At 64.7% G+C, this 26,628-nt stretch carries 20 protein-coding genes; 4 read left to right on the top strand and 16 right to left on the bottom strand.

Features of this window, described 5'->3' with window-relative positions; all coding sequences use genetic code 11:
• Positions 1-8 precede the first annotated feature (8 nt).
• The gene (locus O9280_RS02380; RefSeq protein ID WP_298338260.1) at positions 9-1,013 is read right to left on the bottom strand and encodes a GGDEF domain-containing protein; all 1,005 of its coding nucleotides are present in this window, start codon (positions 1,011-1,013) and stop codon (positions 9-11) included.
• Complete coding sequence (locus O9280_RS02375) at positions 1,010-2,014, bottom strand: GGDEF domain-containing protein (RefSeq protein ID WP_298338258.1); 1,005 nt, start codon at positions 2,012-2,014, stop codon at positions 1,010-1,012. The genes O9280_RS02380 and O9280_RS02375 overlap by 4 nt, the downstream gene beginning before the upstream one ends.
• Before the next feature lie 293 nt (positions 2,015-2,307).
• On the opposite strand from O9280_RS02375, the gene O9280_RS02370 reads away from it, so the two are divergent.
• Entirely contained in the window at positions 2,308-3,510 is a 1,203-nt protein-coding gene (locus O9280_RS02370; protein ID WP_298338256.1) for a tyrosine-type recombinase/integrase, read from the top strand.
• 61 nt (positions 3,511-3,571) lie between these two features.
• Here the strand turns inward: O9280_RS02370 and O9280_RS02365 are convergent, their stop codons facing one another.
• The 7 genes from O9280_RS02365 to O9280_RS02335 all read right to left on the bottom strand — a co-directional run bounded on the left by O9280_RS02365 (position 3,572) and on the right by O9280_RS02335 (position 16,633).
• A complete protein-coding gene (locus O9280_RS02365; protein WP_298338254.1) occupies positions 3,572-4,036 on the bottom strand; it encodes a hypothetical protein in 465 nt (154 codons plus the stop codon).
• Positions 4,037-4,461: 425 nt separating this feature from the next.
• Positions 4,462-7,629, bottom strand: coding sequence for a helicase-related protein (locus O9280_RS02360; protein WP_298338251.1), 3,168 nt, complete (start codon positions 7,627-7,629; stop codon positions 4,462-4,464).
• Positions 7,626-10,601 carry a DUF1156 domain-containing protein gene (locus O9280_RS02355; RefSeq protein WP_298338249.1) on the bottom strand — a complete coding sequence of 992 codons (2,976 nt, stop codon included), beginning with the start codon at positions 10,599-10,601 and terminating at the stop codon, positions 7,626-7,628. The genes O9280_RS02360 and O9280_RS02355 overlap by 4 nt, the downstream gene beginning before the upstream one ends.
• A gap of 27 nt (positions 10,602-10,628) precedes the next feature.
• On the bottom strand, positions 10,629-11,252 hold the full coding sequence (locus O9280_RS02350) for a hypothetical protein (protein WP_298338247.1): 624 nt from the start codon (positions 11,250-11,252) through the stop codon (positions 10,629-10,631).
• A 127-nt stretch (positions 11,253-11,379) separates the two neighbouring features.
• On the bottom strand, positions 11,380-13,119 hold the full coding sequence (locus tag O9280_RS02345) for an ATP-binding protein (RefSeq protein ID WP_298338245.1): 1,740 nt from the start codon (positions 13,117-13,119) through the stop codon (positions 11,380-11,382).
• Entirely contained in the window at positions 13,116-13,592 is a 477-nt protein-coding gene (locus tag O9280_RS02340; RefSeq protein ID WP_298338243.1) for a hypothetical protein, read from the bottom strand. The genes O9280_RS02345 and O9280_RS02340 overlap by 4 nt, the downstream gene beginning before the upstream one ends.
• Complete coding sequence (locus tag O9280_RS02335) at positions 13,592-16,633, bottom strand: DUF499 domain-containing protein (RefSeq protein ID WP_298338241.1); 3,042 nt, start codon at positions 16,631-16,633, stop codon at positions 13,592-13,594. The genes O9280_RS02340 and O9280_RS02335 overlap by 1 nt, the downstream gene beginning before the upstream one ends.
• 1,308 nt (positions 16,634-17,941) lie before the next feature.
• Here O9280_RS02335 and O9280_RS02330 point away from each other — a divergent pair.
• Together O9280_RS02330 and O9280_RS02325 are read left to right on the top strand one after the other, a co-directional pair.
• Positions 17,942-18,832 (top strand): integrase domain-containing protein, encoded by an 891-nt coding sequence (locus tag O9280_RS02330; protein ID WP_298338239.1) that lies wholly within the window; start codon positions 17,942-17,944, stop codon positions 18,830-18,832.
• 255 nt (positions 18,833-19,087) lie between these two features.
• On the top strand, positions 19,088-19,858 hold the full coding sequence (locus O9280_RS02325; RefSeq protein ID WP_298338237.1) for a hypothetical protein: 771 nt from the start codon (positions 19,088-19,090) through the stop codon (positions 19,856-19,858).
• A gap of 10 nt (positions 19,859-19,868) precedes the next feature.
• Here the strand turns inward: O9280_RS02325 and O9280_RS02320 are convergent, their stop codons facing one another.
• From O9280_RS02320 to O9280_RS02300, 5 genes are all read right to left on the bottom strand, one after another.
• A complete protein-coding gene (locus tag O9280_RS02320; protein WP_298338235.1) occupies positions 19,869-20,111 on the bottom strand; it encodes a hypothetical protein in 243 nt (80 codons plus the stop codon).
• Positions 20,111-20,464 carry a hypothetical protein gene (locus O9280_RS02315; RefSeq protein WP_298338233.1) on the bottom strand — a complete coding sequence of 118 codons (354 nt, stop codon included), beginning with the start codon at positions 20,462-20,464 and terminating at the stop codon, positions 20,111-20,113. Before O9280_RS02315 ends, O9280_RS02320 begins: the two co-directional genes overlap by 1 nt.
• A 163-nt stretch (positions 20,465-20,627) precedes the next feature.
• Complete coding sequence (locus tag O9280_RS02310) at positions 20,628-21,425, bottom strand: helix-turn-helix domain-containing protein (protein WP_298338231.1); 798 nt, start codon at positions 21,423-21,425, stop codon at positions 20,628-20,630.
• Between the two features lies 1 nt (position 21,426).
• Complete coding sequence (locus O9280_RS02305; RefSeq protein ID WP_298338229.1) at positions 21,427-21,630, bottom strand: AlpA family phage regulatory protein; 204 nt, start codon at positions 21,628-21,630, stop codon at positions 21,427-21,429.
• Between the two features lie 152 nt (positions 21,631-21,782).
• Positions 21,783-22,604: a hypothetical protein gene (locus O9280_RS02300; RefSeq protein ID WP_298338227.1), complete on the bottom strand. Its 822-nt coding sequence runs from the start codon at positions 22,602-22,604 to the stop codon at positions 21,783-21,785.
• Between the two features lie 166 nt (positions 22,605-22,770).
• Between O9280_RS02300 and xth the strand changes: the two genes are divergently transcribed.
• On the top strand, positions 22,771-23,550 hold the full coding sequence (xth, locus tag O9280_RS02295) for an exodeoxyribonuclease III (RefSeq protein WP_298338225.1): 780 nt from the start codon (positions 22,771-22,773) through the stop codon (positions 23,548-23,550).
• Positions 23,551-23,565: 15 nt separating this feature from the next.
• Here xth and O9280_RS02290 read toward each other — a convergent pair whose 3' ends face one another.
• Together O9280_RS02290 and O9280_RS02285 are read right to left on the bottom strand one after the other, a co-directional pair.
• On the bottom strand, positions 23,566-25,518 hold the full coding sequence (locus O9280_RS02290; RefSeq protein ID WP_298338223.1) for an alkyl sulfatase dimerization domain-containing protein: 1,953 nt from the start codon (positions 25,516-25,518) through the stop codon (positions 23,566-23,568).
• Complete coding sequence (locus tag O9280_RS02285; protein WP_298338221.1) at positions 25,515-26,612, bottom strand: TRAP transporter substrate-binding protein; 1,098 nt, start codon at positions 26,610-26,612, stop codon at positions 25,515-25,517. Before O9280_RS02285 ends, O9280_RS02290 begins: the two co-directional genes overlap by 4 nt.
• Between the last annotated feature and the right edge of the window lie 16 nt (positions 26,613-26,628).

Below are 26,628 nucleotides of genomic sequence, written 5' to 3'. Positions count from 1 at the left end.
GCCCCGGCTCAGTCCACGCCGTCGATCTCCAGCCGGTTCCGTCCGGCTTGCTTCGCCCGGTACAGGGCGTCGTCGGCGCGGGCGAACCAGGCTTCGCGCCTCTCACCCGTGCGCAGGATGGCGCCGCCGATCGAAACCGTCACTGCCTCGCCGCGCACCGTCAGGCCGTTGCGGATTTGCGAACGCAAGTGGCTCATCGCGAGCTGCAGGCTGAGCTCGTCGGTCGCCGGCATCAGCAGCACGAATTCCTCGCCGCCGTAGCGGTAGAGGCGATCGGTGCGGCGCACCGAGGCCTGCACGAGCTGCACGAAGCGCTGCAGGACGCGGTCGCCTTCGTCGTGGCCGAAGCGGTCGTTGATGGTCTTGAAATGGTCGAGGTCGAGCACGGCGAGCGCCACCGGGCGGGCGTCTCGGCGGAAGCCGGCGATGGCGATCTCCAGCTCCGTTTCCAGCGCGCGCCGGTTCTCGGCGCCGGTCAGGGCATCGAGCGTCGCCAGCTGTTCGAGCTGCACGCGGCGCTCGCCGGTGCGTTCCGCGAAGATCATCGCGAACACGCCGTTGACGATGATCGCGGCCAGGGCGGCGAGCGGCTGCCCGGTCTGCGCGAGCGCGTCACCTTCGATCACCAGCCACAGGACCACGCCGGCATAGAGCGGGATCGAGACGCGCGGCCGCACCATGAAAGCGATGGCCATCACGATGGGGTAGAGCCAGTACAAGCCCGCCGGGCTGATGGTGGCGACGATGCAGCCACCGGAGGCCACGGCGAACGCCACGAGCATGCCGAGGCGGTCGAGGTTGCCGCCGCGCCAGGCATGCACCGTGGCGCCCACGATGAAGGCCACCACGGCGAAATCCACGGCCGCGTGCAGCGTGGCCCCTTGGGCCAGCCGCACGAAGGCGATGGGCAGCAGGATCACCACGGCCAGCGCCCCGAAGACGACGTACACCCCCAGGCGGAAGTCCGACCGGGTGCGTTGCCGCAGCAGCGCGAGCACGGCGCGCGGGGTCATGGCGGCGCGTCGTCCAGCACGAGGCGGTCGCGACCGTTCTGCTTGGCCCGATAAAGCGCGGCGTCGGCCCGGGCGAACCAGGCATCGCGGCCCTCGCCGTGGCGCAGGACCGCGGCGCCCATGGAGGCGGTTACCGGCTCGTCGCCGGCGCGCAGCTCCTCGTGGATGCGGCGCTGCAGGTTGGCGAAGGCGCGCATCGCCCCGATCTCATCGGTGTGCTCCATCAGGAGGACGAACTCCTCGCCACCGAAACGGAACAGGCGGTCCGTTGCGCGCGTGGAGCGGCGCACGAGCTCGACGAAGGTGCAGAGCAGGCGATCGCCGGCCTCGTGGCCGTGGCGGTCGTTGACCCGCTTGAAGTGGTCGAGGTCGAGCAACGCCAAGGTCACTGGGCGGCCGGTGCGCTGGTGGGCGTTCAGCGCGATCGCGACCTCTTCCTCCATGGCGCGGCGGTTGCGCGCGCCGGTGAGGGGGTCGAGCGCGGCGATCTCCTCCAGCGTGCGGCGCTGCATCGCGGTGCGCTTGGCGAAGATGTAGGCGAACAGCGAGACCAGCAGCAGGGTGGTCGTCACCGTCAGCCGTTGGCCGGGCGATTCGAAGGCATCCGGCTGCAGCTGCGTGAGCGCGACCGCCCCCAACGCGAGGCTGCCGGCGATGCCGGGGCGGATCAGGAAGGAGTTCGCGAGCAGGGTGGGGAACAGCCAGTACACGCCCGTTTTTCCCAGCAGCGCGACGATCAGCAGGGCGCCCATCGTGTTGGTGACAGCGATGCACAGGCCGGCGCGATCGAGGTTGCCGCCCCGCCATGCGTAGATCGAGGGCCCGACGATGCCCAGCACGATCAGCGCGTCGACGACACCCGCCAGCCATTGCCCCTGCGCGAAGCGCAGGGCCGCGAACGGCGCGATCGCCACCACCGCGCACACCCCGAAGACGGTGATGATGCTGAGGCGGAAGTCCTTTCGCAGTCGGACCAGCAGGCGGGCGAGGAGGGTGGGCATGGGGTTCCGGGCGTCCAGTCGCCGAGCGTAGCGGTTCCGGGCGCGCATGCAATCCGACCGGGATCAAACGCCGGGGCCCGGCCGCTACACTTCGGGCCATGAAGATCGCCAGCTGGAACCTGAACTCCCGTCCCATTCGGTGCCAAGAGATTCCACATCGGCTGCGGGCTTTGGATTTTCCCTTGATTTCGGGCGTCTTGACGTCCCGGTAGGATTCAGGAAGTCCCACGAAATCCCGGAAAATTGGGGGTGTCGGTGGAGGTATTCTTCGGGCTCGAAACGGACTTCTTTTTGTGCTGACTGTCGCCAAGATCAACGCCGCGAAGCCTGCCGCCAAGGCCTACAAGCTGGCCGATGGAGGTGGTTTGTACCTTTTGGTGCAGCCCTCTGGTGCGAAGCTCTGGCGCTACAAGTTCCGCATCGGTGGGGTGGAGGGCCTGGACTCACTCGGACGCTTTCCCGAGGTCACGCTGGCTCAGGCTAGGCAAGCCCATGCGGAATCCCGTCGCTTGGTCCAGCAGGGCATCAATCCGGTCCTGGCTAGGCGAGAACGCAAGCAGGCCCTCATCCAATCGGCTCTGGCCCGTGAAATGGGGTCGTTTGCTGCAGTGGCAGCGGATTGGTCAGCGGCGACTGCTCACGGCCTGAGGCGGGCGACTCTGGCCCAGCGGGAGAGGGAGTTGCGCAACGACCTCCTGCCCGTCTTCAAGAGTCGTCAAGTCGACGAAATCAGCCGGGTCGAGGTGACTTCGCTGCTCAAAGCCGTTGAGAAGCGTGCCCCTGAAGTGGCTCGGAACCTACGGAACTACTTGTGGAGCATCTTCGAGCACGCGATCGATAGTGGGCTGATGACGGCCAATCCGGTCCCCTCTATCCGCGTTCTGAGAAAGCGAGATCAGAAGAATCATCCGGCACTCTCGGGCGACCAGATCGGGGACTTTCTGAGAAAGCTCGATAGTCGATCATCCCTGAATGAGCAAACTCGGATTGCGATGCTGCTCGTGATGCTCACAAGTTGCCGGAAGTCCGAGGTGATCGGGGGGCGATGGGAGGAGGTCGACCTCAACACAGGCGAGTGGGAAATCCCAGCCGAACGGATGAAGAGCGGCCGCGCCCATTGGGTACCTCTCTCTCGGCAGGCCATCGCATTGCTTCGAGAACTCAGGGCGCTCTCGCCCGCTGCGAGGGGCGTGATGTTTCCCAATCGACGGGACCCCAAGCGCCCCATGGCCAATCGCAGTTTGAATGCCGTTATGGATCGTCTTGGCTACAGCGGAGAGGGCACCCCCCACGGCATGCGGGCGGCCTTCAGCACCCACTTCAATTCGCGAGGCGAAAACGCTGATGTGGTCGAGATGTGCCTCGCTCATGCCTCGAAAGACAAGACGCGTGCCGCTTACAACCGACATGCATACCGTGAAGAGCGTCGCGTGATGCTGCAGCAATGGGCGGATCAGCTTGATGTGCTGCGCCGCGAGCATCGTGTGACGAGTTAGCGCCCGGGTCCACCTAGAGGCAGAACGACTGCGTTTCTTGATGCGACTTTTTTTGGGTCACCTAACCGATCACATCACGTAGCCACTGGATGGCGCGAGACTTCACCTGTGCGGTTGGCTTGATCAGACTGGCCGCATAATCTGAATGCCGCAGTTCTTCGGTGACGTTCATGTAGTGAACCTGTCGAACAAGGGCGAACCAACGAAGGCGGATGTCGGTCGCCTCGGCCTCAGTCTTTCGAATCAGGAGCTCTTCGGTGGGATGCACTCCCGAGGTCAATGCGGCGAGATCCGATTGGCAGCTCCATTGCCGAGCACACTCGCGAACGATCCGGCCTTTGCGAATCCCCGCAAAGCGCCAGTGCAAGTACAGATAGCCCCTGGCCTCATTGAGCTCAAGACAAAGTCGGGCCCGATAAGGGCGAAACGCTGGTTCAGACCCCTGGAGTTCCTTGGCAAGTGCCAGCCGATCGGCTTTCGATCTGGCCACCAGCCGAACTGCGCGCTGCGCATACTCCCGCGCCATGAGCCTGACTTCTCGGCGCGCCTGTGCGAATCCGGGGATTCCGCATTCGCGAAGAAGCCGTTCGTCGATGCCCGCTTCGAGAGGGATGGTCGCGGACGGCCCATGGCCTGACCTGGGAACCCAGCTCACATCTGGCGGGTGTCCCTTCTCTCCGATGCTGGATTCGCTAGTAGAGGCTTCCGGCACCTTCTACTCCATTCATCGCTGATCCATGCCGGTCGTTTCGCGGGAAGTAGCGAAATGGATAGCAGCTGAAGGAGTTGGCAGCAAATCGGAGAAGAATCGGGAACTGCTTCGATAAACCGAGAGCCTCAAGAAAGGCCCAAGGGAGCTCTGAGGTTTTCGGCCATGAGACAACGATTCGTGGTGACTGCGCGAAGAGCGCGCGTCACCTTGCACCTTGCGTGAAGCGTTACTTCGATCATCTAACTCGGGAAGTGGGGTGGCCCAAGCTCGGCTCTCCACTCGGCCCACTCCGGCTCTGGAAACACAGGGCTCCCGGGCGACCAAAGTTCCACGCTACCGGCGTGCTGCTCGAAGAACTCCGGATCGGCAGTGACACGGACCGGCTTCGTCATGCCTGGCAGGCGCAGACTCCAATCGACCTTCCCTAGCGGTGTGAGTTGAAGCTGGGTAGGCAGCAGGTCTGGTGCGCGCATCACCGCACCCAGCTGCGGCAGGGTCAATGGCGGCGTGAGCCGCGTCGGCATCACCAGATCGTCTTCAAGAATGGCATCGAGATCGAAGCTTTGCTCTTCGGCCGCATCAGCCTCCTGCGCTACCTCATCAGCCACCTGCTGGCGTCCAGATTCTCCGCGAGAGCCCCCCGTGAGAACGCGCGCCGTGATTAGGCTAGGCAGCTTGGACAGGATTGGCTGCAGCTTTCCGACTACGGCTTGGAACAAATCAATGCGCGAGCCGAGTGCGCGGTACACGTCGGCCTCGATGCTGTCCTCGTAGTGCAGGTTCAGGATGCGGATCTCGGGGAAGCGCTGGCCGAGTCGGTCAATACGGCCGATGCGCTGCTCGACACGCATCGGATTCCACGGCATGTCATAGTTGATTAGAGCGCCGCAGAACTGGAAGTTGAGGCCTTCTGCGGCCGCATCGGTGCAGAGCAAAACATGTGCCTCGCCCTGCCGAAAGCGGCGCTTGGTTTCGTCGCGCGAAATCGTGCGCCATGCGCCATCCTGTCCGCGGATCTCACCGCCGCGCCCAGAGAAGCACATTAGCTTCAGGTCGTCCTGGCCCGAGAGGTTCTCGCGTAGCAGGTCCATCGTGTCGGTGAACTGGGTGAAAACCATCACCTGCGTATACCCACCGGCGCGCAACTCGGCGATGGCCTCGCGAAGCGCGCCGAGCTTGGTGTCCTCGGGCAGGCTGCGTGCCAATCGCAGTAACGTCTCGATCTCGCCTGCCTCTTCGCGAGCTAGCGCCGCGCGCTCAGCGGCGTCGATGTCGGTCTCCTCCCCGGCGTCCACATCCGACTCCAGCGCCTCGCGATCATCGTCCGAGAGCAGGCTTGTTACGGAACTGCTCTGCCGCACCGCCTGCAGATGCTTGTCGAGGGTCAGGATAAGGGCGCGGATGCTGCTGGCCAGGCGTCGACGGTAGATCGTCAGCACGAAGCCGATGGCCGAGCGTTCCTCTTTTGAGGCCTTGTTGTAGGTCTGGGTAATGTAGTCCTCAAGCGCAGCGTAGAGCACGGATTCGCCCTCGCTCATGTCGAGGAAGCGGTCTTCGACCATGCGGGTAGCCACCCGCGTCGAGATCAGCCCGCGCTCGTGATACCGCCGCAGTAGGGTGCGGGTGTGGCGTGAGATCAGGCAGCTGACGGGCGAAGCCTGCCGCGCGATGCGTAGCGCAAGCTGCCGGTCTTCAGCGCCGAGCATGCGGCGGGGGGTGCTTGCTTCCGAGCGCAGGGCATCCAGCACCCGGCGCAAGCGCAGTGTTCCAACGCCTTCCAGCCGTCGCTGCAACTGCGCCGAATCGCGCAGGCCGAACCGTCGCTCGGCCGCGGTGAACAGCCGTGCGATGCGGTCTAACGCCTCACCTGAGGGATTCGGATGCGCCACCATTTCGAAGAAGTCGAGGAAGGCGCGGCCGTGCCAGCCCTCGGGAAGGCCGAGTAGTGCGAGAAGATCCCAAACCTCGATCGGATGCACCTGCATCGGCGTCGCCGTAAGCAGTACGAGGCCCGGTACGCGCGGCGCCAGCTCGCGCATCAGCCGCAGCAAAGCATTGGGGCGCGCATCGTCGAGATTGGCCAGGCTGCGCCGCCGGGCGTGGTGCGCCTCGTCGAGGACCACGAGATCCCAGGGCTCCGCCTGCTTGATGATTTCGTCGAAGCGGTCCTGCCGGCGCAGCAAGTGGCTGGAAACGATCACCGCCGGCTGTCGATGCCACTCGGATCTCAGCACGGCCAGTTCGCGCCCTTCAGGCTGTGCCGGCGTGGGCTGCCAGCGCAGCACGTGGCCGTCGTAGATCGGCCAGTTCAGGTTGAACTTCTCGCGCAGCTCGATCTGCCACTGCTTGCATACGCTGGCCGGTGCCATCACCAGAATGCGGCTGGCACGCCCGGCAAGCCATGCCTGGCGCAGCAGCAGGCCGGCCTGAATGGTTTTGCCGAGGCCCACCTCGTCGGCAATCAGAAGGCGCGGCGGCCACTGGTCGTAGAGGCGATGGAAGGCGCGCACTTGATGCGGCCAGGGCGTCACGGCGGCCGTGGCCTCGCCTACGAGAGTGCCGCCATCTGGCAGGCGCGGCGCCTCTCGGATGAATCCCCAGAGGGCGCGCCGGCGCTCGTCCAGATCGACGACTGGCGCAGGTGGGGCGGCATCAATCGCGTTGGGTTCGACACCATCGCCATCCTCCTCGGTCGGCTGCAGTCCCGGTGGCAACCGATCATCCGGCGGCAGGAAACGCAGCAGGTCCTGCCGCACCGCGGCCGGCACATCGAGGGTGATGGTCCGGTTGGCTCGGTCGGCCCACAGACGGGCGAAGCTCTCTTCTTCCGCGGCGACGCGCCCTGGCTCCACCCAAGAGCAGAACAGGTTCAGGCTCTCCCAGTTGAGCGTCCATCCTGCGGGGGTCTCATTGAGGCTGCCGTTGAAGGCGATCTTGTCGCCCGTTTTGTCTTCGAAGATGCCGGATTTCTCATGGAACAGCGGCCCGTCCGCGGCGAGCGGACGACGCTGGTTGTCGCAGGGAATCGCGACCTTGGTCTCCAGCACGCCACGCGCCACCATCCAGGCAAGCAACGCCAACGCATCGGACTCTTCGGGGCGCTGCGGCTGCAAGGGGCTCGCCAGCAGTTGCGCCTCCACCGTGTCGCGCAACGACTGCCCCTTCTCGATCGCTTGAACTTCGGGCTCCTTCAACGTGCAGCCGATGATCAACCGCATGCGGCCGCCGTTATGGATCAGGTGCTCGACGCCGCGTGCCGCCAGGGTCAGCGCCCGCGCGCTAAAGTAGCCGGTGGTGCGGTCGTAGGTTTGTGCGCAACGCAGGGCCGGCACGTACACGAGGTCGAGCAGGTTGCCCTGTTCAGGCGTGTAGCGCATGCGCCAGTCGTGGTCGCGGAGCAGGCTCACCCGGTCGTCTCCATGGCGAGCTGCTGCTCTTCGAACATGCGCAACTGTTCGGGCTGTCCGATCTGATCAGCGAAGGCCAGGCGCCGCAGCTTCTCCAGGGCATCAAAATCGCCGGCGTGGTCTTCGGCCTCTCCGGCTTCGCCACGCAGTCTCGGCGGCACCGGCAGCACTTCCAGGAGGGCTTCGAGCGCGAGGAGAAACTTCGGCTCGGTATCGAGGCCATTGTGCTGTACCAGCTCCAGTCCAGCGGCCGCACCGCGACTGCGGACGCGCTGCGCTACATGGTGCAAGGCATCAAGCATGCCGCTGGAGCCGTCGGCCGAACCGCTGCGTCCGTTGGCGACACGGGCTGCGGAGTCAAGGAGTTGAAGATTGTTCGCCTTCTTCTCAGCCAGTTTGCCGACGATGTCACGCTCCAAGTCCACGCCCACGGCGCGGGCTAGCATCAGGGCTTCATCGTAAGGAAATTCCGGTGCACCGAAACTGTCCCAAGCCAGCACGAACCAAGCGGTGGGCGGATCGAGCTCGGCGCGGGTGTTCTGCTGCACGAGCTGCTTGAGGCGCCAATCCTTCACCTCGCGCCGTGCGGATTCCAGCGCGTCCTCTGGCGTCGCCTCGTAGGGATCGGACTGCTCTTGGAAGAGTGCGGCTTGGCGATTGCGGCGGGTCTGCTCGGGCTGTGGCCGCGGGCGTCCGCGGCGCAGCGGCCAGTGCTTGGAAAACTCCTCCAGCGCCGGGCCAAAGCTGGCAAGGTAGAGATCAACACCTCGAATGCCAGCCTTCTGGAACTCGGCCACGCGCTTGCGAACCGCGGCGGCCAAGTTCGGCTCCACATCCTCCCAGTACAGGGTGTCGTCGGCCGGCTTGGGAGGGCGTGGCCGGCATACCAGGAAGATCGTGCTGTTGGCCGCTGCCTTGTCCTTGATGTGCAGTGAGCCCTCGGCCTCGGTGTTGATCGGCCACGAGGCCGTGATGGTAAATCCGGCCTCCATCAGGCCCTTGGTCAGCGCATCCCAGGCGCCGGTGGCCTTGTGGGTGAACATCAGGGTCATGATGCCGTCCGGCTTCAGGACGCGCCGGCACTCGGCGAAGATTGCCGCCATGCGGTGCTGGTAGTCGCGTCCAGCAAGCGCCTTGGCGCCCTTCTCGCCTCGGAAGCGCGCCGGGTTGGCTACCGCCTCGCTGTCCTTGTCGGTCAGTTGGCGGCGGAACAGCTCCGGATAAACGCGGCCCGCCGTGCGCTTGAGCCAGACGTAGAAGAAGTCTGAAAGCTCGGCGTACATCACGTTGTCATAGTACGGCGGGTCCATCACCACGCAGTCGATGCTTGTATCTACGATATGGTCCAGCGCGTCGCCAGATCTACAGCTCAGCTCGATGGTCTGAGTGCCGGAGACGGGTGCGCTTCCGGTCGCAAAAAGGCCACCACCCATGCGCTGGTCCAATTCGCTCACCTTGCGTCCTCGTTTCGCAGGGGAATCTGTGGGACAGACAAGTGCAACCAGCTCGCCGATGCACTTCTCCGTCTGACTCAGCACCCAATCCAACCCGCCGCCCGTGACTGCGGGCGCCATCTCTGCGTGCGACCACTTAAGCGAAAAGTCGTGCGTGGAGAATGTGTTCGTCATGACCCCGCGCGCGGAGTGCCAAACCGACATTCGTGAGTTGTAGTCGCGCAACTTGTCGATGGAGAGCGCCAGATAGCCGAAGGCTGCCTGCGTCAGCTCGTCCAATCGACCTGCCGCGCGCTCCTCTTCCAGCAACTCGCGGTAGATCTCCACAGCAGTGACATGGCCAAGAAGCTGGCGCGGCGAGAATAGGTCGCGCCATAGCGGCATGCCGTACTGGATAGGGCGGTCGTCGTTGATGGTGGGCGGTATACGTTCGCTGGGAATATCGTCGTTCGCTTCCCACAGCGGAAGCTTCTCGGCCAGCCGCTGCGCGATCATGGCGGACACTTCGTCTTCGGACGACGGTGCGCGATAACCTCGTTCCCAGCCCTCGCTCTTGCGCCCGGCCTTGTTGGTCTTCTGAACACGGCGCTTGTAGACGATCGCGTAAAGCTGCTCACCCATGCGCCCGGCCTGCGCCTCCGCCTTGATTTGTGCGCCGTCGATTGGACGGCCGCAATCAGGGAAAGGACAGAGCCCGTCGCCGCGAGCCACCGTGCCTTCGGACTGATCCTTGGCTTTGGCAACGATCTGAAAGCTGCAGCGGCGGGTCGCTGCGTCGGGGTTCACCCGCACTCCCTTTCCGTCATCCGCCAGCTTCCAGTTCGGCGATAAAGGCACCAGGCCATCGCAGTGCGGGCACGTGATGGTGCGTGCCCACAAGTAGCTCAGGACTTGCGTTCCCTCCGGTTCAGCGGGAAAGACACCGACAAGGTTCGGCTCTACCCGCTCCACGAAGCGCTTCGCGATTTCGGCGAAGCGTTTGCGCACCTTCTCGCCGAAGCGTACCGGCCAATCGTAGGTGCCACGCTGGATCAGCACTGCCACCGGGTTGAGATCGTTGCCGTAGGTCGGCAGGCCAAGGCGCACGGACTCAAAGGGAATCGATCCGCCGCCTGCAGTCGGGTCCAGCACGGATGGCGACGTGAGCCCCAGTCGCTTCGCCTCGGCCTTCACCCAAGCCTTCTCCGATTCGGTCGGCGCATATTTGAAGGCGCGCTCATAGCCGTAGGGGTCAAGCCCCAGGTCTTCGCCGGTTCGCTTTGCTGCATCAATGCGGGCCCGCGTCTTGACCGGATCACCATGGATGCCGAGCACGCGCTTGAACAGCTCCTGATCTGCGTCGGCTGGCAACAACGAGCCCAGTATCGCCGCCCGCGACGCCACCAGCGGCCGCCTCGCCCACCACACGTGCAGGTAGTAGGTTGGTGGCAGAGCTGTCATCGAACGCCGCTCGCGCACGCTCTCCTCGCCAAGTGCAGCGATGGGCAACCAATGTTCGATCAGGCGTGAAGTCGTCATTGCACGTACCCGTGGTCGTTCGCGTCGTCAAGAAAAGCGGCGCATGTCCGCCACGTAGTTGTCATAGGTTCGCCAGCCTAGGAGAGCGATGACCAGCATCGCCAGGTTGGACGTGTTGTAGTCGGCGAAGGGCGCGCCGCAATCTTGCGCGAGGCCTTCGAACACCTGCACGGTTGCCGGCCGACATTGCCCTTCCTCCCAGTGGAGCGTCTGGTTGCGGGCGCTGCGGATCACTGCCTTCAGTGTCTGGCTATGCACTTCCCTGCCATCGGGCCAGTTGGCCTCTTCACCGAAGGCCATTGAAAGCCCCTGCTTGGCTACTTGCAGCAGATTGCCTGCCAAGGCGCCCAGTGCCGATGCTCGCGCTTCCCGTGCCGCACGCAGCACTTCCAACTCCTGCCGCTGGCCATGCCATTCGCGGTCCGAGCCGAAGTAGTTCTCAAAATCCCGGCCCACGCCGAGCATCACATCGTCAGGCGTCTCGGCGCCGTCGATGATCGCTAGCGCCGTCGCGTATTCGGCTTGCACCCGCCGCTCCAGCGTCGCGACGCGAGCCGACAGCGTTTCGACCTCCGCCTGCTCGTGCCAGATGGCGTCCAGCAGGCTGCGGGCGGCGTATTCGGTCGCGTCCAGGTACTCGGCGAGGGTCATGGCGAGCATCTCCTCGCCCCATGACTTGCCGGGATCGGTTCGGCGGGATCGAAATGCGCCCGGAAATGCCCGGCGCGCATTTCTCGCTCATTTATCTGTCGGAAATGCGGCATCAATGCGCGCCGTCTCATTCCGGCGTCCCCGCGGGCACCCAGCAATGCTGGGCACCGCGACCGCGGCCCGGGTCGCGCAGTTCGGGGTGGGCGGTGCGCAGTTCCCGCATCAGGCGGACCACCTGCGAGCGGTCAAGGTGCGTGATCCGGCGAAGATCCTCGTTGGTCAGACCCGGTTCGCCGCGAGCGGCGCGCTCCTGCAGCAGCGAAAGGATGCGGGTCTTTGCCGCTTCTAGGCTGATCCGTCGCTGCCGATCCGGATCGCCGCTACCACCCAAGCGGCGATGCAGGTCGGCGCGTAGCGTCCAGTAGCTGCCTCGTCCGCCGGCACCGCCGCGTTCGAGATAGCCGCGCTCGGTCTCCATCGCGTTCAACGTTTCCCGTGCCAGCGCCTCGCCGCGTTGGCAGAGTCGGCTGGCAGTCGCGGTATCAATCTCGGGATGGCCGAGCAGGTGGTGGAGCACCAGAAGTTGATCCACATCCAGATCTCTGCCGGCCTCGGATTCTTCCTCGGCGAAGCGGCGGAAGGGCTCGGAGAACTCGTGTCGCTGGAACGCGACAGTGACCGATTCGCCGCGCTCCTCGATGATCGGCGGCGGTTTGCCCTCCAGCAGGAAGGCCTTGAACATGCGGCTGACGCCCAGGTTGCTGCGGTTGACCAAGCGCAGCCGCACCAGCGCGTTGACCAGCAGCGGATTCCGCGGCGCCGGCGGGTGGTGAAGGATGTTCTCGGGCGTAATGTCGCCCACCAGACCGCCGGGATTGCTGATCTCCAGCCGGCGCGCATACTGCTTGACGATGATCGGGGCGCCGCGCTGGTAGTCGGCGTGGCAGAGCGCGTTCAGCAGCGCCTCGCGCAGGGCCAACTCGGGATAGGCGCGGTACTCGAAGTGATACAGGCCCTGCTGGACGGTGGCGATAGGGTTATCGGCCATCACTCGGTCCAGCAGCCGCGCCAGCGCTACGGGCAAGGCCTCGCCTCCATCGGCCCGATCGGTGTAGTCGGCGGCGTTGCGCATGCGCAGATGGGTCCAGCCGTATCCGGAGACATTGCGCGCAATGGCCTCGGGCGTGCCGGCGAGCAGCAGGGCCGCGATGGTCAGCCTTCCATTCGGGGCAAGGCCCAGCGTTCCGATCAGGTCGCGATCGGCCAGCGTGAGCAGGTCTTCCGGGCTACGTTCGGCGCGGGCGGCGCGGCGCAAGGCCTCCAGCGCGGAGGGCGAGAGATCCGACCAGGTCGCCTCGGCAGGCTGGGCCGAGAAATCCGCCTGGCCTGAGGCCATCAGCAGATCTCGGCGGGCGCTGCCGGTGAGCGGCTCGCAGCTTTTGTCGATGCGGATCGTGCCGCGACCGGCGCTGTCGGTGTAGGGCCGCATCGGGCCGCGCACCTGCATCAGCAACAGGCGCCCGGTACCTTCTGGGACAGAAAGCTCCTCAAAGTCCGGGGTCAGGCGCGGGTCAGTCTGGGTGTAGATCTCGCGCACTAGGGTGTTGGTGTCGATCTCCAGCGGCACGCCTAGAATTGCGGCGGCGCGACCCACCACGCGATCAGCAACGCCCAGCACCACGGTGCCACCACCGCCGTTGGCCATGCAGACGGCCACCTCGATGAGCCGACGCTGCATGTCGGGCAGGCTCCGCCCGTCCCACCGCTTGAAGTCCAAATCCTGGGCTTCGAGCGCATCGGCCTCGGTCTCGTCCAAGCGATCAAGCAGCTCGCGTACGTCCTGAACGCTGCGCACGGTCTTGGTCAATCCTCGGACGCGTTGAGGACGATGCGCAGGGCCTGCAGAATGCGCCGGGGCTTGTGGCGGTGCATGACCATCCCAAGCCAGTAGGCGGCCTCCTCTCGTCCCATGCGCTCGATGCCGTCCACGCAAGCCTGCATGTTGTCGCGGTTGCGCATCGGCGCCAGTGTGCGGAAAAGCAGCCCAAGAACTAGGGCGGTCTCTTCATCGAGGCCCTGAACATTGCGCTGACCCGGTGCGCCAAGTCCGAGACGTACGCCATGGTGGCGCAGGATGCGCAGGATGCGGGGCTCGAAACGCTCCAACCCGGCGCCGCGCAGTCCGCCGACGAAAACGGGCTCGCCGTCCTCACTGGCGGCAACCGGCAGGCGGTAGACGCGCATCTCGCTGTCGCCAGGGCCGTGGCGGTAGAGCCGCAGCTCGTAACGGGGCGCCGCACTGCGGGCGGAGCGGATAGTTTTAACGTTGCGGCTGGCCATCAGGCGCGTTCCGCTTCAGCAGATACGAACGCAGCGCCATTGCCCACGCGGGTCAGCTGATCGCGCAGGCGCTCCGGTGCATCGCCTGACAGGTCCAGGCCATCATTGAAGCGAAGTTCCACCCCGAGCATCCGCGGATTCTTGTCTTTGGCCGCGGTGAGCTGGGGCTGCAAGAACTCGCGAACCAACTGGGCCTCGGTCAGTGGGCCCGTGAAATCGATCGTTAGCAGGCCACCCTCGGCCATTTCCAAGTCGACCTTCACGGTGACCTGCTTGCTGGCGCCGGAGACACCATTGGCCGCCGGAAGGAGGCGAAACAGGTCGCCAGCGTCGAAGCACTGCACCGTGAGTGCTGCCAGCTGCTTGCAGCCGCTGCCGCGTGCCCTGTCAAAAAGAATGCCCAAGGCTTCCTTGAGCGGCCCTTCGGCCTGCAGGCGCCGCGGCTCCGCTACAGCCGGAGGCTGACTGGTCGGCGTGTGCGATGAGTACGGCTGTTGCGCTGAGCCACCAGACGGCGATGCGCCCGCAGGCGTTGGCGCCGTTTGGCCTGGCGAAAGCTCGCTCCCGACCGGCTTGCGAGGCCAAAGCCCGTTCTGCTCGGCGAATGCGCGGGTGAGCACGAAGGACTGCTCGTCGATCATGATCTGCGCGGCGGGATCGCCTTGGCCGTAGACCAAGTCTCCTCGGCGATAGATGTAGTCGCCACGTTCGACGCCGGTGCGAACCAGCTTGATGAAGGCATCGTCGCCGAGCAGGATTGAGAGCGCTGGGTCCTTGCGGAACTCGTTGCGCAGGTCGACCGTGCTGATCTGGCCGCGCTTGAGCGGTGTACGATCTCGCACGTAGGCCGGCGACTCCGGCGCATCCTCAACGCCGCGCAGCTTGTTGAGGTCGCGCAGCGCCGTCAGTACCTGCTGCTGGCCCGCGCCGGGCCGATCAGACGCCGTGCCAAGGTCGATGACCGAGTGGGCCAGATCGACGTTCGCGCCCGCAGCGCGATTGCGGGCCGGGTAATAGAGATTCCGGTAGCACTGCGCCACGGCGACTGCTAGCTCGTGGCGGGACCGCTCCTGCCATTCGCGCAATTTGGCCTGGTGGTGCTCAGGGAGCTCGCGGATGCGCTCGTTGCGCGTCATCTGCTGCAGGGCAAGTCGCCGCATCATGCGCTCGACCATGAGCGGCACGCGACCCTCGTCCGCAACCAGAAATACGAGGTTGTTGCGCTGCATTCGCAAGCTGCCTGAGTTGCCCTTGCGCTCGAAGATTTCCTGAACACGATCGGGGAGGCCTTCCTGCCCGGGGACCACCGTGTCCGCCTCGTGGTTGATCAGCGCTAGGCGAGGCGCGCCTCCCCCGACCTCGTCCGGAACGTCCCAAGGTCCGGCCGGGAACGGCACCAAGTCTAGGGTTGTGCCGCCGAAGATCCGTCGGATCTCGTCCTGCAGCGCGGCGCGGATCTCTTCGCGATCGACGTTGCGCTCTTCGCGGCGTACGAGCTGGGTGAGATTCGGCTCGTAGAGGAAGCGAAGCGGTGCGTTGGGGCGATCATCGAGATAGGCGGATTGGTCACGGAAGCGGGTCCGTGCGTCGTCAATGAAGGCGCCATCCAACGTTGGACCTAACATCGCCAGCCGCAGTTCGTCGGCATTGACGCCACGCAGATCGGAGTTGAACGCTAGCGTGTGAACCAGAACCGTGCGTGCCGCATAGGCGGTATAGGGCGGCAAGCCGGCATACTGCGCCTTGTCGATCTGCTGGGCGAGCGCGAACTGGCCCTTTTCACCGGCGACATCGGAGCGGATGGCCGGGACCAACTCAGGCTGCTGAAGCCGGGTGACGATCTCTTGGTAGATCGCCGGATTGGCCGGATCGATATGGTGAAGATGGATCGCCGTGGCGTCGGCTGGCCGATCCTGCCAGAGTTGGGCGACGGTGCGGACCAGCAGACGAAGCATGCCGCGTACGCGGTGGAACGTGCCCAGCGTCGCAGTCTTGTGCGTCAGAGTGTCCAGCAGCGCGGGGTGGAGTGGGTAGCTGCGCTCGAACTGCTCGGCGATGTCGCCATCCGCTGCCGTCGGCGGCAGTGCAGAGGCGTGCTGCCTCCACAGGGCACGGTAAGCAGCGACGACCTCGGCAGCCTTATGCGGATCGACCTGGGCGAACAACCGGCGCCGGAGGACCAGCGCGGTCTCATCGTCTTCCGTCGGATTGAGCAGCGTTGCTTTTCGTGCGGCGACGCTCTCGATCTCGGCCATTCGGCTGGCCAAGAAATCGTTCTCCTCAGCGTAGGCGTCGGATGCCCGCCCGTCCTTGCCGACCGCCAGCGAGAAGACCAGCGAGACGTTGGGAGAGGACTCGACGGCCTTGATCAGCGAGGTAAGGAAAGCAGCAAGCTGGTCTCGCCCACCGTGGGGCAGTCCTCGCACCTTGCGCAGATAGATGGCCGGCTCGTCTAGCAGGATCAGGGTTGGCTGGTTGCCGAACAGCTCCTTCAGGGTATCGGCACCGGGTGCAACGGCCTGCTCGTCGCTCGCGCGTACGCGCTCGAAGCCGTCTTTGCCGGCCAGGGCGTAGGCGATCTCACCCCACGGCGTATGCGCACGGACGCCATCTCCCATGGATCGCCCGTTGGCCGGATCGGCGTTCTCGCCGTCGAACGCGGCGATCCGCACGGGCCCCGCCGGCAGAAGGGCGGGGTCGATGAACTCTTCCGGCCGGGCAACGCCCTTCATGCCTCCGGCCGCGTGGACCAGTGCAATGAGACCGTGAGTTTTGCCGCCGCCGAACGAAGTATCCAACCGAAGCACCGCCGCCGCTTCGCCGCCTGCGCCGCTGAGGCGCCTGCAGACAGCCTCCAGCAGGTTCTTGAGGCCGCGGGTTGGATAAGTGTTGGCGAAGAATCGGGCAGGGTCGGAGTAGTCCGGGACCGCTTTCCCGCGGATGACAGCGGCAAGATCAGCGGCAAGATCGGCATCGCTGACTCGACCCTCGCGCACGTCGTCGCGGGGCTGGCATGCGTCGAAAATCGTGGGAACTGTCATCCGTGATCGATGCTCTAGGTGTTCTGGGGTGAATGAATGCGATTACTGTCAAAGGTTAACCGGTTCAGGCGGTGCTCGCATTAGTGCCAAGCGGCCGGCACTGGGGCCTGTGTGCCTGGCAGGCGGGGGCGCACTGCGGCCCGGTGTGAGCGAGGCGTCTGTGCTTAGGACCTCTTGAGGTGACCTCGACGGCCCGGTGCTTTCGTCGGGCGCCTCGTTCCTCACAGGCTTATTGACCAACTTCCCTTCCTTAAGCGCCGTGAAACCCTGCGGCTTGTTGCGAACGATAGGGGGGCGGCATGGGCTACAAGCTAATTGGAACTCTAGATGCGGCCGTTCTCCGTCTCATTGGCCTTGTCGACCTCGTATCAGTGGTCTGGCTTTCGCACGAGAACGCCTGGGGGATACGCATCACCGGCCCCTGGTTCTCACGGCTGCTCCGTCGAGACGCCATTCAATCCAACCAGCTGATTCGAGGTTGCCACTTTGTTGCTCAGCGTCCAGCGACGTTTCGCTCGAGGCGGGCGGCGATTGGCTTCGCCCGGTACGTCCGCCTATGGCCTATGGGCTAATTACGCTCTTTTGGCGACGCCAAGCATCGGCAAGCTCTGCAGCCTCGTCTCGCCAAAAGCGTTGCGCAGTTCTGGTCAGGTCCGGCGACTTTTTTCATCCCATGAGCGTTCGCTTGATCCCAAATAGGTATCGATTTGCGAAGCTGCCGCTAGCGCCGATACCTTCCGATTCGTTGCAGGCGATCTTGGCGCCTAAGCCAAGAATTTCAGGCCCGCCATGTGGGTGGGTAGTTTCTTAGGCCGAATGCGCTCAATGGCGCGCCGGCCTGGTTCTCGCGGCGCTGGTGATTGATCAACAGCGACCATGTGTTTCTCGGCGGTATCGGTTTTCCCGAGCCCTCTGCCACAAGGGGACGGTTGGGCCCTCATGCCTAAGCCCCTGTTGCGCGCCTTTCCGCTCACTTTCTGCAGATGCGAATCGCGAGAGTGACGCAACTTCTACTCGATCTGAGGCGCCTACGGCTTCGCTGCTTCGCGTCCGTTCGAGCCAGTGACACACGGACCACTCCTTGGTCGGACCGCATTCATTGGACCGAAGCAAGGACCCCTTGAGCACATCACGCCCGCCCGAAAGGGTCGCCCCAACTGCCGCAAACGCGGCGCACCTTCATGGAGAAGTCCGTGTGGGCAGCGGGGCTCGTTACTCACCGGATCTTTTCCGCGCTGAGGGCTGATGTGCTGGCAGGCGTTTGCCTGCCGCCTCAGTCGTCAGCGCGGATGAGAACTGGAGAATGCTGTGAGCAGGAAGAGTGAGCTGAAATCCGCCCTAGTGGCGGCGATGAATCGTAAGGGCGGTGCGCACCTAACTCGCGAGGCCAGAGAACGCACCGCGTCGATGTTTGCGTCTTCGATGGTTGCTTCCGGGTACACCCATCTGTTCGGCGCGGAGGAAATCGCTGGCAAACACCTCAAGGCCTATGTCGCTTCGCGAACGGCCGATGGGGCGGGTCCTCGCACCCTCCAGAACGAACTGTCGCACCTGCGGTCCGCCCTTCGCGGTGTCGGACGGGCGGCCGTCGCGGATGCCCCGGAGCAATCCAATGAGGCGCTTGGGATCTCTGGAGGCGTCCGGATTGGACGGAAGACCGCCATGCCCGATGCGGACCGGCTGTCTGTCCTCCGCCGCGCTTCAGAGCTGAATCGATCGGGCTTGGGCTGCCTGATCGATCTCGAGCGCTACTTGGGGCTCCGGGGCAATGAGGCGATCCATGCCCGGCTCGACACACTCTGGCGGTGGCGTTCCGGACTGCTCCGGGACGGGCGGATCTTGGTGATTGAGGGCACCAAAGGCGGGCGGAGGCGTGATGTCAGGGTCTTCGGTGTCGACCTTGCGGTCTCCGCGATTGATCGTGCGATCGCCGCAGCCGAAAAGTCCGGCGGATTCCTCGTCCTTCGGGCTGACGGGGCGCCGGCCGGCGGACTGAAGCAGGCTCGGAGCATCTACCACTCCTGGGCCTTCCGATCGGGCATTCAGCCCCATGCGGCGCGGTACGCGTTTGCCCAAGATCAGATGGCGGGATACATCAACAGCGGCTACTCGGCGCGAGAGGCGCTGATCGCCGTGAGCCATGATCTTGGACACGGAGATGGGCGGGGGCGGTGGGTCAAGAGCGTTTACATGCGATAGGCGGCGCGTTGAGGCAGAAAAACTCAATAAAGCTCAAAAAGCCCACTTCGCTGGCCTTAACAGTTCTGTGCCCCGACGCTAAGGTGACGTGAATGAGGGTGCCACGTGCACTCTTTCGCCGCGCAAAAGGGAGGCGTCGGGACGGCGCCAACTTTGGGCCTTGGCATCCCCGGGTCATCATTGATCGCCCTCCGTTGCCGCTCTTGTCCGCTTCCTGCGGAACGCTGCTATGGAAACCCATACAAGGAGATCGAAGTGAGGATGATCGCAAAGCTGCTGGTGATGCCGTTTCTGAGTTTTCCCCTGATTCTGCAGGCGGCTGCGGGACCAGCTGAGGGATCATTCGAGAAGAATGGCCATGCATGCTTTGCAGATGTCTGCATCGGGGATCGCCTTGAAGACATCGCAGGGTTCTCATTTCTCCCGCTTGAAGAGCTCCCGCAGTACCGTTACGACGGCTGGGCTCGATTTCGTTCAGAACACCGGGAAGTCTTCGGATTCTGGGATGACAGCTTCCAGAAGGCTTTGGTTGTTCGTCAGCTCGATCCCAGAATCTTTGAGGTGGCAGATCGGTACGCCGACGTGTGCCCGGATGATTGGGCCGGTCATCCGCTGTTTGAGGGTGGACTGACGCTTACGGGCAGATACGAGACCGCCTCGGGCTTGTACACGCTATTTGAGGTCACGCTGCTTCCTGACCTAGCCGATCCCGCCATGCCCGCGCGTTTCTCTGTTACTCGCCTTTCGAGGGTCGTGTTGGCAGCTGACGAGGGCGAGGCGCAGAGAATCGCTGATGTCGCCAAAGCGCGATACGAGCCGTACTTCCACGGGACGTATCCCATCACGGAGGGCGATGGGCTAACGACGCTTGCCTCAGTGGAGGCCAAGAAGCACGGCGACCACAATGGCGTCTTGATCACCCTACGGATGCGAACGGTGTCTAGAGTCGGCGCTAGAAACTACTCTTGGAATCTGGCGCGTCAGGCGGATCGCTGCACCACAAGCGTTACGCCCGGAATCGACTAGAAGATCGGGCTCATTTAGTGCGCCGGGTCTCCGGGTGCGCATGTTCCGCGATCGAGGATGTCCCTTCTTCAGTGCTCATTGCTTCCGCGTAGCTGATTGCATCGGAGGCGGCCGCACCCATGCTCTTCGCCATGGCGGAAAGGTTCAGATCCTCGGGCGCGATCGCTCGCCGCATGCACCAAACCAATGGCGAGATGGATGTGTTGCGCGGCGCTCCGATATGGCTCAAGCGGGTAGGGTCGCCGGGATCCATTACTCAGCATCAGGGTTACGTTCGTTCCACGTGCGCGTGGCAAGAACTCGGAAGCGCTTCGCCAGATCGCTCGGCAGATCGGTGGGCCAGGAGTGCCAGCGCGTCACGAGACCGAAAACAACAGCGCAGGCGTTTGCGAGTTCGTCATCCAGGCCCCACACGTTCGTCAGATCGAAGCCGCCGAAACTTTCGGCGTTCCACCACGCGAGCAGGAAGGCGCGGCACCGCCGCGACTGGCCTGTATCACTCTCGGCGCAAGTCATCAGCAGGTCGATGGCCTCGAGCTCGGCCAGCGTGGGACCGGCAGGCATGGGATGCAGAGCACGAAGCTCTGCGCGGGTGATCGTGTGCATGAGAGCTCCTGATTAATGGACCCAGCCGAGCCGAGTGATTGGCGTTAGAGAGGTCCTTTCTAGCCGCACGTCACGAACGACGGCTCGTTGTAACGCAAAAACTATCGACGGATTGCAACCACGGATTGCGATACCCAGAAATGATGGTCTGGCTTCGCGCATGTCATTCAGCTGAGCCAAACAATGCGGATCGAGCTTTCTTGAGTGCTTGCAAGGCCTTCGCCCTGGACTCTGGGGTCTCCGATCGATTCCGGCGCTCCCTGTTCTCGGCCGCCTCTTCCGATTCGCGCCGGCGCCGCGAGCGCTCTGCTTGAATCTTGATGGCGTGGTTTGGGCTGAAGCTCGCATTTCGAGCGTTCTTGACGACGGCCCGGAACCAGGAAGGCCAAGGGCCCTTGAGAGCTCCGGATCGAATGGCCCCTGCAAGCTCGTCGACAAGCTGCTGTTGGACCGGCGTTTCAAGCCCGATCAATTGACTGACGACGACAACCTTCTCTGCGTCGGTCAGCTGCGGCATGAGCGATAGATCGAGATGCTGGTCCGAAGAAGCAATCTCCCGTGGTGGTTCCATCTGACGGATGCTCTTGGTTCGGGTGACGCCGGCGTCACCCCTTCTGGACGCATTTGTCGCCCCGGCGTGCGACCGAGGGGTCACGGGTGACAATTTGTCACCCCCCTCTTTCGGCGGCCCCGCAGCCAATGTGGCGACGTTGATCTGGTATCGGCGTGACCCGCCACCGCCGTTGTGGTTTCCGATCACGGAGACGAGCCCGCTCGCGATAAGCTTCGAAAGAATGCGCTGGCAATGACGATCTGTGATGCTCGTCTTCGTCGCGATCGTCTTCACCGCGGGGAAGCAGATTCCTTGGTCGTTTGACCAATCGCATAGTGCCAAGAGCACCAGCTTCGGCGTGGGTGGCAGCGATAGCTCCCACGCTTGGTTCATGAGCCGGATGCTCACGTCAGGCCGGCTTTCGAGCCGCGCTGATCCGGTTTTGCAGCCATGCTTCGATGTCGTTCGAGACCCAAGCAACGGCTCGCTTGCTCAGGCGAATCGGCTCCGGGAAGGTGAGGTCGTTCACCATCCGGTGAATCTGTGACTTGCTGAGTCCGGTTCGGCGGCACACTTCGGTGACCCGCAACATGCAGGTATAGGGTGAATCCATGTGGTTCTCCTTCGGCGACGTACGTCGCCTTCAATGACCCGGAAGCTTCTGGGTCTTCAGGGAGAACGCTATGGATTCACTCGCCACGAAGCACGGTCGAGAATTCCGATTCTTTCGACAAAAGCGACCTTGACATAGGTGCGGCGCTTTGACTAAGCGCGGCGGCTCATGACTCCCTTCACCATGTCGGGCGTGACCTCCTCATCGAGAAGCGCCGATGCGATCGTTGCAGCGGCCGCGTCGTTGCGTCCCTTCAGCAGGCGTTCGACGCCTTCGGCGAGAAACCAGATCTTTTCCGATCGGCCCCAAGTGGCTTCCTCCGCCCACCTTTGAACTCCGTCGGAGAGAGTCCGAAGCGCTGGTCGGGGGTCTGAGTAGAGCCTACGAACCCTCACTTCAAGCTCATTTCGAATGTACTCAATCTCTTCAATCAGCCGATTCCTGGCCGTATCCGATAGTTCCAGGTCCATCGATCCCGATTCGATTTCGTCGATCACCGCTTGGAACGCCGTTGTGACATGCGAGTCCGCGATCTTCGCGGCGGCGTGATCCATTGAAGCTGCAAGGAGAACTGGGTAAGTGTCGAATGGCGACGGGCTGCCGATTCGATCAATTTGCTTTATGAGCGCCTCGGCGTGCTTTTGAATGTCGCTGGCGATGGCGAGGCGGTCTGCCCGACTTCGGTTACTGCCAGGATCCACTCCGCTGCTGGCGATACGCATGAGGGAAAGCAGCGAGCCAAGTGGTCCCGTCCGAGAGGACGAATCCCTTTTCAAATCAAGCAGCTTCCAGACCGTCGCCATGCTCGCCGAATGGTCGACGAGTCGCTGCATCAATGGCCGATGGAAGGCATTGTCCAAGCGACCACGTTCCCACTCCTCTTTCACCCACTGCGGCAATGAGTTCCATTCCTTGGGTGTCGTCTGTTTCGTCGTCATCGCGCTTACGTTGGGCCCGCTGTTTTGGTTCTGCATGGTGCTGTCTGAACTACAATAGGACGACGAGTGCTGGGCGGAGCGAGCGTCGTGGGCCGTCTTCTCGCGACATTGGCTTCACCCAGCCAATCCGGGGGTGCGGATGGGGGTATCCAACAGGTCCGCTAAAGAGAAAGCCCTGATAAATCAATTTGATGGCGCACCCATGAAGATCGCCAGCTGGAACGTCAATTCCCTCAACGCCCGGCAGGAGCACCTGCTGGCCTGGCTCGGCTCCCGCCAGCCCGACGTGGTCGGCCTGCAGGAAACCAAGCTCGAGGACCACCGGTTCCCCGACAGCGAGATCGCCGCGCTGGGCTACCGCTCGGTGTTCGCCGGGCAGAAGACCTACAACGGCGTTGCCATCCTCGTGCGAAGCGCCAGCGGCCTCGCGCCGCGCGACGTGCAGGCCGGCATCCCCGGCTTCGCCGACGAGCAGAAGCGGGTGATCGCCGCCACGGTCGGTGACCTGCGCATCGTCAACCTGTACGTGGTCAACGGCCAGGCCGTCGGCAGCGAGAAATACGACTACAAGCTGCGCTGGCTCGAGGCCGTGCACGGTTGGTTGGCGGAGGAAATCGCCCGCTACCCGAACCTCGTGGTGCTGGGCGATTTCAACATCGCGCCCGACGACCGCGATGTGCACGATCCGAAGGCCTGGAACGACGACAGCATCCTGACCTCGACCGCCGAGCGCGCCGCCCTGCGCCGGCTGCTCGACCTCGGCCTCGTCGACAGCTACCGGCTGCAGCACGAGGACGGTGGCGTGTTCAGCTGGTGGGATTACCGGGCCGCGGGCTTCCGCCGCAACCTCGGCTTGCGCATCGACCTCGTGCTGCTCTCGACGGCGCTCGCCGGCCGCTGCACCGAGGCCTCGATCGACCGCGAGCCGCGCACCTGGGAGCGCCCCTCCGACCACGCGCCGGCGATGGTGACGCTCGGCTGAGTCGGCGTCGCGCCCTCAGCGCGACAGGATCGGGAAGTTGCCCGGCGGCTTCTCGACGAGGCTGAAGAAGCGGCCGAGGTCGAGGGTGCTGCCTTCGATCGTGACCTCGTCCGAAGTGAGCAGCGCGCCCGCGCCGGCTTGGCCCGTCATCATGTCGAGGAACACCGCGTGCGTGAGCCGCAGCGTGGCGTCGGCCGCCGGGTCCTCCGGTGCGGCGCGATGGCGCAGCACGCCGTTCCGCAGGTGCAGCACGTGGCTTTCTCCGCGATCGGTGAGCACGAGGTTGATCGTGAGGTCGAGGTCGCCGGCCGCGGGGCCGTCGATGGACGCGGCCATTCGCTCGAGGAAGCGCTCCACCGGCGTCCGGGCCAGCAGTTCGCGCATGCGCGTCGGCGAGAACCCCTTGGCCGGGGCGCCGTCGCGAGCCTCCTGCGCGCCCGCCAGATAGGCATTGCGCCAAGTGCTCGCTTCGGCGGCAAAGCCGAGCTGTTCGAAGCTCACGGCCAGCAGGCCGCGGGCTTCTTCGTTGCCGGGCTCGGCGTAGACGGCGTGCTTCAGCAGCTCCGCCGCCCAGCGGTGCTGCCCTTGGGCCTGCGCTGCACGCGCGGCGTCCAGCAGCGGCCCCATGCCGCCGGCGAGGGCGACGTAGCCTTCCGCGGCGGGGACCGGCGGCAGTGGATCGAGGTTGGCCGGGTGCGCGTCGTACCAGCCGAGGTAGAACTGGTAGATCGCCTTGATGTTGTGGCGCACCGTGCCGTAGTAGCCGCGCGTGGCGAGGTGGCGATCGAGCGCCTCGGGCAGTTCGAGCGTCTCGGCGATTTCGGGCGCGGTCAGCCCGGCGTTCATCAGCCGCACCGTCTGGTCGTGCAGGTAGCGGTACACATCGCCCTGCGAGCCAAGGAAGCCACGGATCTCGTCATTCCCCCACACCGGCCAGTGGTGCTGGTTGAACAGCACTTCGGCGTCGCCCAGCCGTTCGGCCGTGGCGTCGATGTCGTTGGCCCAGCGCAGCGCGTCGCGGACCTTCGCGCCGCGGATCGTGTAGAGGTTGTGCAGTGTCTGGCTGACCAGCTCCGCGCCGTTGAAGGCCTTCAGTTCGGGCAGCGCGAAGGTGAACTCGGAGGGCGCCTCGGTGCCCGGCACGTTGTGGAACACGAAGCGCACGCCGTCGATGACGTGTTCCTCGGTGGGCTGCGTGACGACGAGGGTCGGCGGGAGCAGTCCAATGCTGCCGTAGGCCACGGCCTTGCCGAGGCCGTTGTCGACGAGGCCGGTGGCATCGCGCGGCAGGTGTTTGCCGTACATGTACTCCGAGCGACGCACCATGGCCACGCCGAGCAGCACGTTCTCGCTGGTCGCTTCTTCCATGAAGCCGACGGGGGCCACCACCGGGATGGCGCGGGCGGCGGCCTCTTCGGCCGAAACCACGCCCAGCACGCCGCCGAAATGATCGACGTGGCTGTGCGTGTAGACGATCGCGCTCACCGGGCGGTCGCCGAGGTGCTGGCGGGCGAAAGCCATCGCGGTGGCGGCGGTTTCGCGCGAGGTCAGCGGATCGACGACGATCCAGCCGGTCTCGCCTTCGATCAGCGACAGGTTGGCGATGTCGAAGCCGCGCAGCTGCCAGATGCGGTCGGTCACCTTGAACAGTCCGGCGTGGTTGTTGAGCCGCGCCTGACGCCAGAGGCTGGGGTTCACCGTGGGTGGTGCTTCGCCGTCGACGAAACCGAAGGCGGCGAAATCCCAGATCACCTCGCCGGCTGCATCGCGCACCACGCCCGAGGGCGCGGCGACGAAACCGCGCATGGCGTCGTCGAAGGCCTGCCGGTCATCGAGATCGAGTCGCTCGCGTACGGCGGCGTGCTGCGCCGCCACGCTGGCGTCCGCGCCGCCCCGTCCCTCCGGCGCCGGCGCGCAGCCGGCGAGGCCGGCCAGCAGCAGCACGAGCGCCGCGGGCCGGGTGCTCATCGCCGTGCCTGGTAGTAGGCCTCTTCCGAGACCGAGTGCCAGGCCTGCGCCTGTGCGCGGAACGCGCGGATCGAGTTCCACGCCCGGCGTGCGAACGGGTCGCTGTTGGCGAGGTTGTCGAGCACATCGTCGGCGGCCCGCTTCAGCGCGCCGAGCACGTCGTCGGGAAGCCGGCGCAGCTGCGTGCCGTGCTCGCGCACCAGGCTGTCGAGCGCCTGCTGGTTGCGCGCGGTGTACTCGGCCAGCATCTCGTCGTTCACCGCGGCGCAGCAGGCATCGACGATGGCCTTCAGGTCGTCAGGAAGCGCGTCGAAGGCGGCCTTGTTGAAGATCGCCTCGAGCGTGGGGCCGGGCTCCTGCCAGCCGGGGTAGTAGGCGAACTTCGCCACGCGATGCAGGCCAAAGGCGAGGTCGTTGTAGGGGCCCACCCACTCGGCGGCGTCGATGGCGCCGCTCTGCAGGCTGCTGAAGATCTCGGCGCCGGGCAGGTTCACCGGCACGCCGCCGACGGCCTGCAGCACGTCGCCGCCGAGGCCGGGGATACGCATCTTCAGGCCCTGCAGGTCGCCGATGCCGTTGATGGGTTTGCGGAACCAGCCGGCGAGCTGCACGCCGGTGTTGCCGGCCGGGAAGGGCACGAGGTTGAACGGCGCGTACAGCTCGCGCCACAGCTCGAGGCCGCCGCCGACGCGCAGCCAACTCGTCATCTCCTGCGCGTTCAGGCCGAAGGGCACGGCGCAGAAGAACGGCGCCGCCGGGGCCTTGCCTTTCCAGTAGTAGGCGGCGCTGTGGCCGATCTCGGCGGTGCCGCGGCTGACGGCGTCGAACACTTCGAACGGTGGCACCAGCTCGCCCGAGCCGAAGACCTTCACCGTGATGCGCCCGCCCGTCGCCTGGGTGATGCGCTCGGCCAGCCGCGCCGCGCCGGTGCCCAGGCCCGGGAAATTGGTCGGCCAGCTCGTCACCATCTTCCACTGCCGCGGGCCCTCGTCCGCGACCGCCGCTCCGGTGTTTTGGCCGGACTGGCTGCAGGCTGCGAGCCCTGCCGCAGCCGCCGCAATGCCCACGCCCTTCAGGATGTCGCGACGCTTCATCGTTGCCCCTCCAGTT

Origin of the sequence: Silanimonas sp., assembly GCF_027531545.1 — a bacterium.
GTDB lineage: Bacteria > Pseudomonadota > Gammaproteobacteria > Xanthomonadales > Xanthomonadaceae > Silanimonas.
Note: the sequence above shows the minus strand (reverse complement) of the source record. Positions and strands in the feature narration are given on the sequence as shown.

What these genes read in the sequence shown, in the direction of transcription:
- O9280_RS02320 (WP_298338235.1), bottom strand. Translation starts at nt 20,111, where the DNA reads ATGGATCCCGGCGACCCTACCCGCTTGAGCCATATCGGAGCGCCGCGC.
- O9280_RS02285 (WP_298338221.1), bottom strand. Translation starts at nt 26,612, where the DNA reads ATGAAGCGTCGCGACATCCTGAAGGGCGTGGGCATTGCGGCGGCTGCG.
- O9280_RS02380 (WP_298338260.1), bottom strand. Translation starts at nt 1,013, where the DNA reads ATGACCCCGCGCGCCGTGCTCGCGCTGCTGCGGCAACGCACCCGGTCG.
- O9280_RS02315 (WP_298338233.1), bottom strand. Translation starts at nt 20,464, where the DNA reads ATGCACACGATCACCCGCGCAGAGCTTCGTGCTCTGCATCCCATGCCT.
- O9280_RS02300 (WP_298338227.1), bottom strand. Translation starts at nt 22,604, where the DNA reads ATGCAGAACCAAAACAGCGGGCCCAACGTAAGCGCGATGACGACGAAA.
- O9280_RS02350 (WP_298338247.1), bottom strand. Translation starts at nt 11,252, where the DNA reads ATGACCCTCGCCGAGTACCTGGACGCGACCGAATACGCCGCCCGCAGC.
- O9280_RS02290 (WP_298338223.1), bottom strand. Translation starts at nt 25,518, where the DNA reads ATGAGCACCCGGCCCGCGGCGCTCGTGCTGCTGCTGGCCGGCCTCGCC.
- O9280_RS02305 (WP_298338229.1), bottom strand. Translation starts at nt 21,630, where the DNA reads ATGGATTCACCCTATACCTGCATGTTGCGGGTCACCGAAGTGTGCCGC.
- O9280_RS02365 (WP_298338254.1), bottom strand. Translation starts at nt 4,036, where the DNA reads ATGGCGCGGGAGTATGCGCAGCGCGCAGTTCGGCTGGTGGCCAGATCG.
- xth (WP_298338225.1), top strand. Translation starts at nt 22,771, where the DNA reads ATGAAGATCGCCAGCTGGAACGTCAATTCCCTCAACGCCCGGCAGGAG.
- O9280_RS02375 (WP_298338258.1), bottom strand. Translation starts at nt 2,014, where the DNA reads ATGCCCACCCTCCTCGCCCGCCTGCTGGTCCGACTGCGAAAGGACTTC.
- O9280_RS02335 (WP_298338241.1), bottom strand. Translation starts at nt 16,633, where the DNA reads ATGACAGTTCCCACGATTTTCGACGCATGCCAGCCCCGCGACGACGTG.
- O9280_RS02355 (WP_298338249.1), bottom strand. Translation starts at nt 10,601, where the DNA reads ATGACGACTTCACGCCTGATCGAACATTGGTTGCCCATCGCTGCACTT.
- O9280_RS02340 (WP_298338243.1), bottom strand. Translation starts at nt 13,592, where the DNA reads ATGGCCAGCCGCAACGTTAAAACTATCCGCTCCGCCCGCAGTGCGGCG.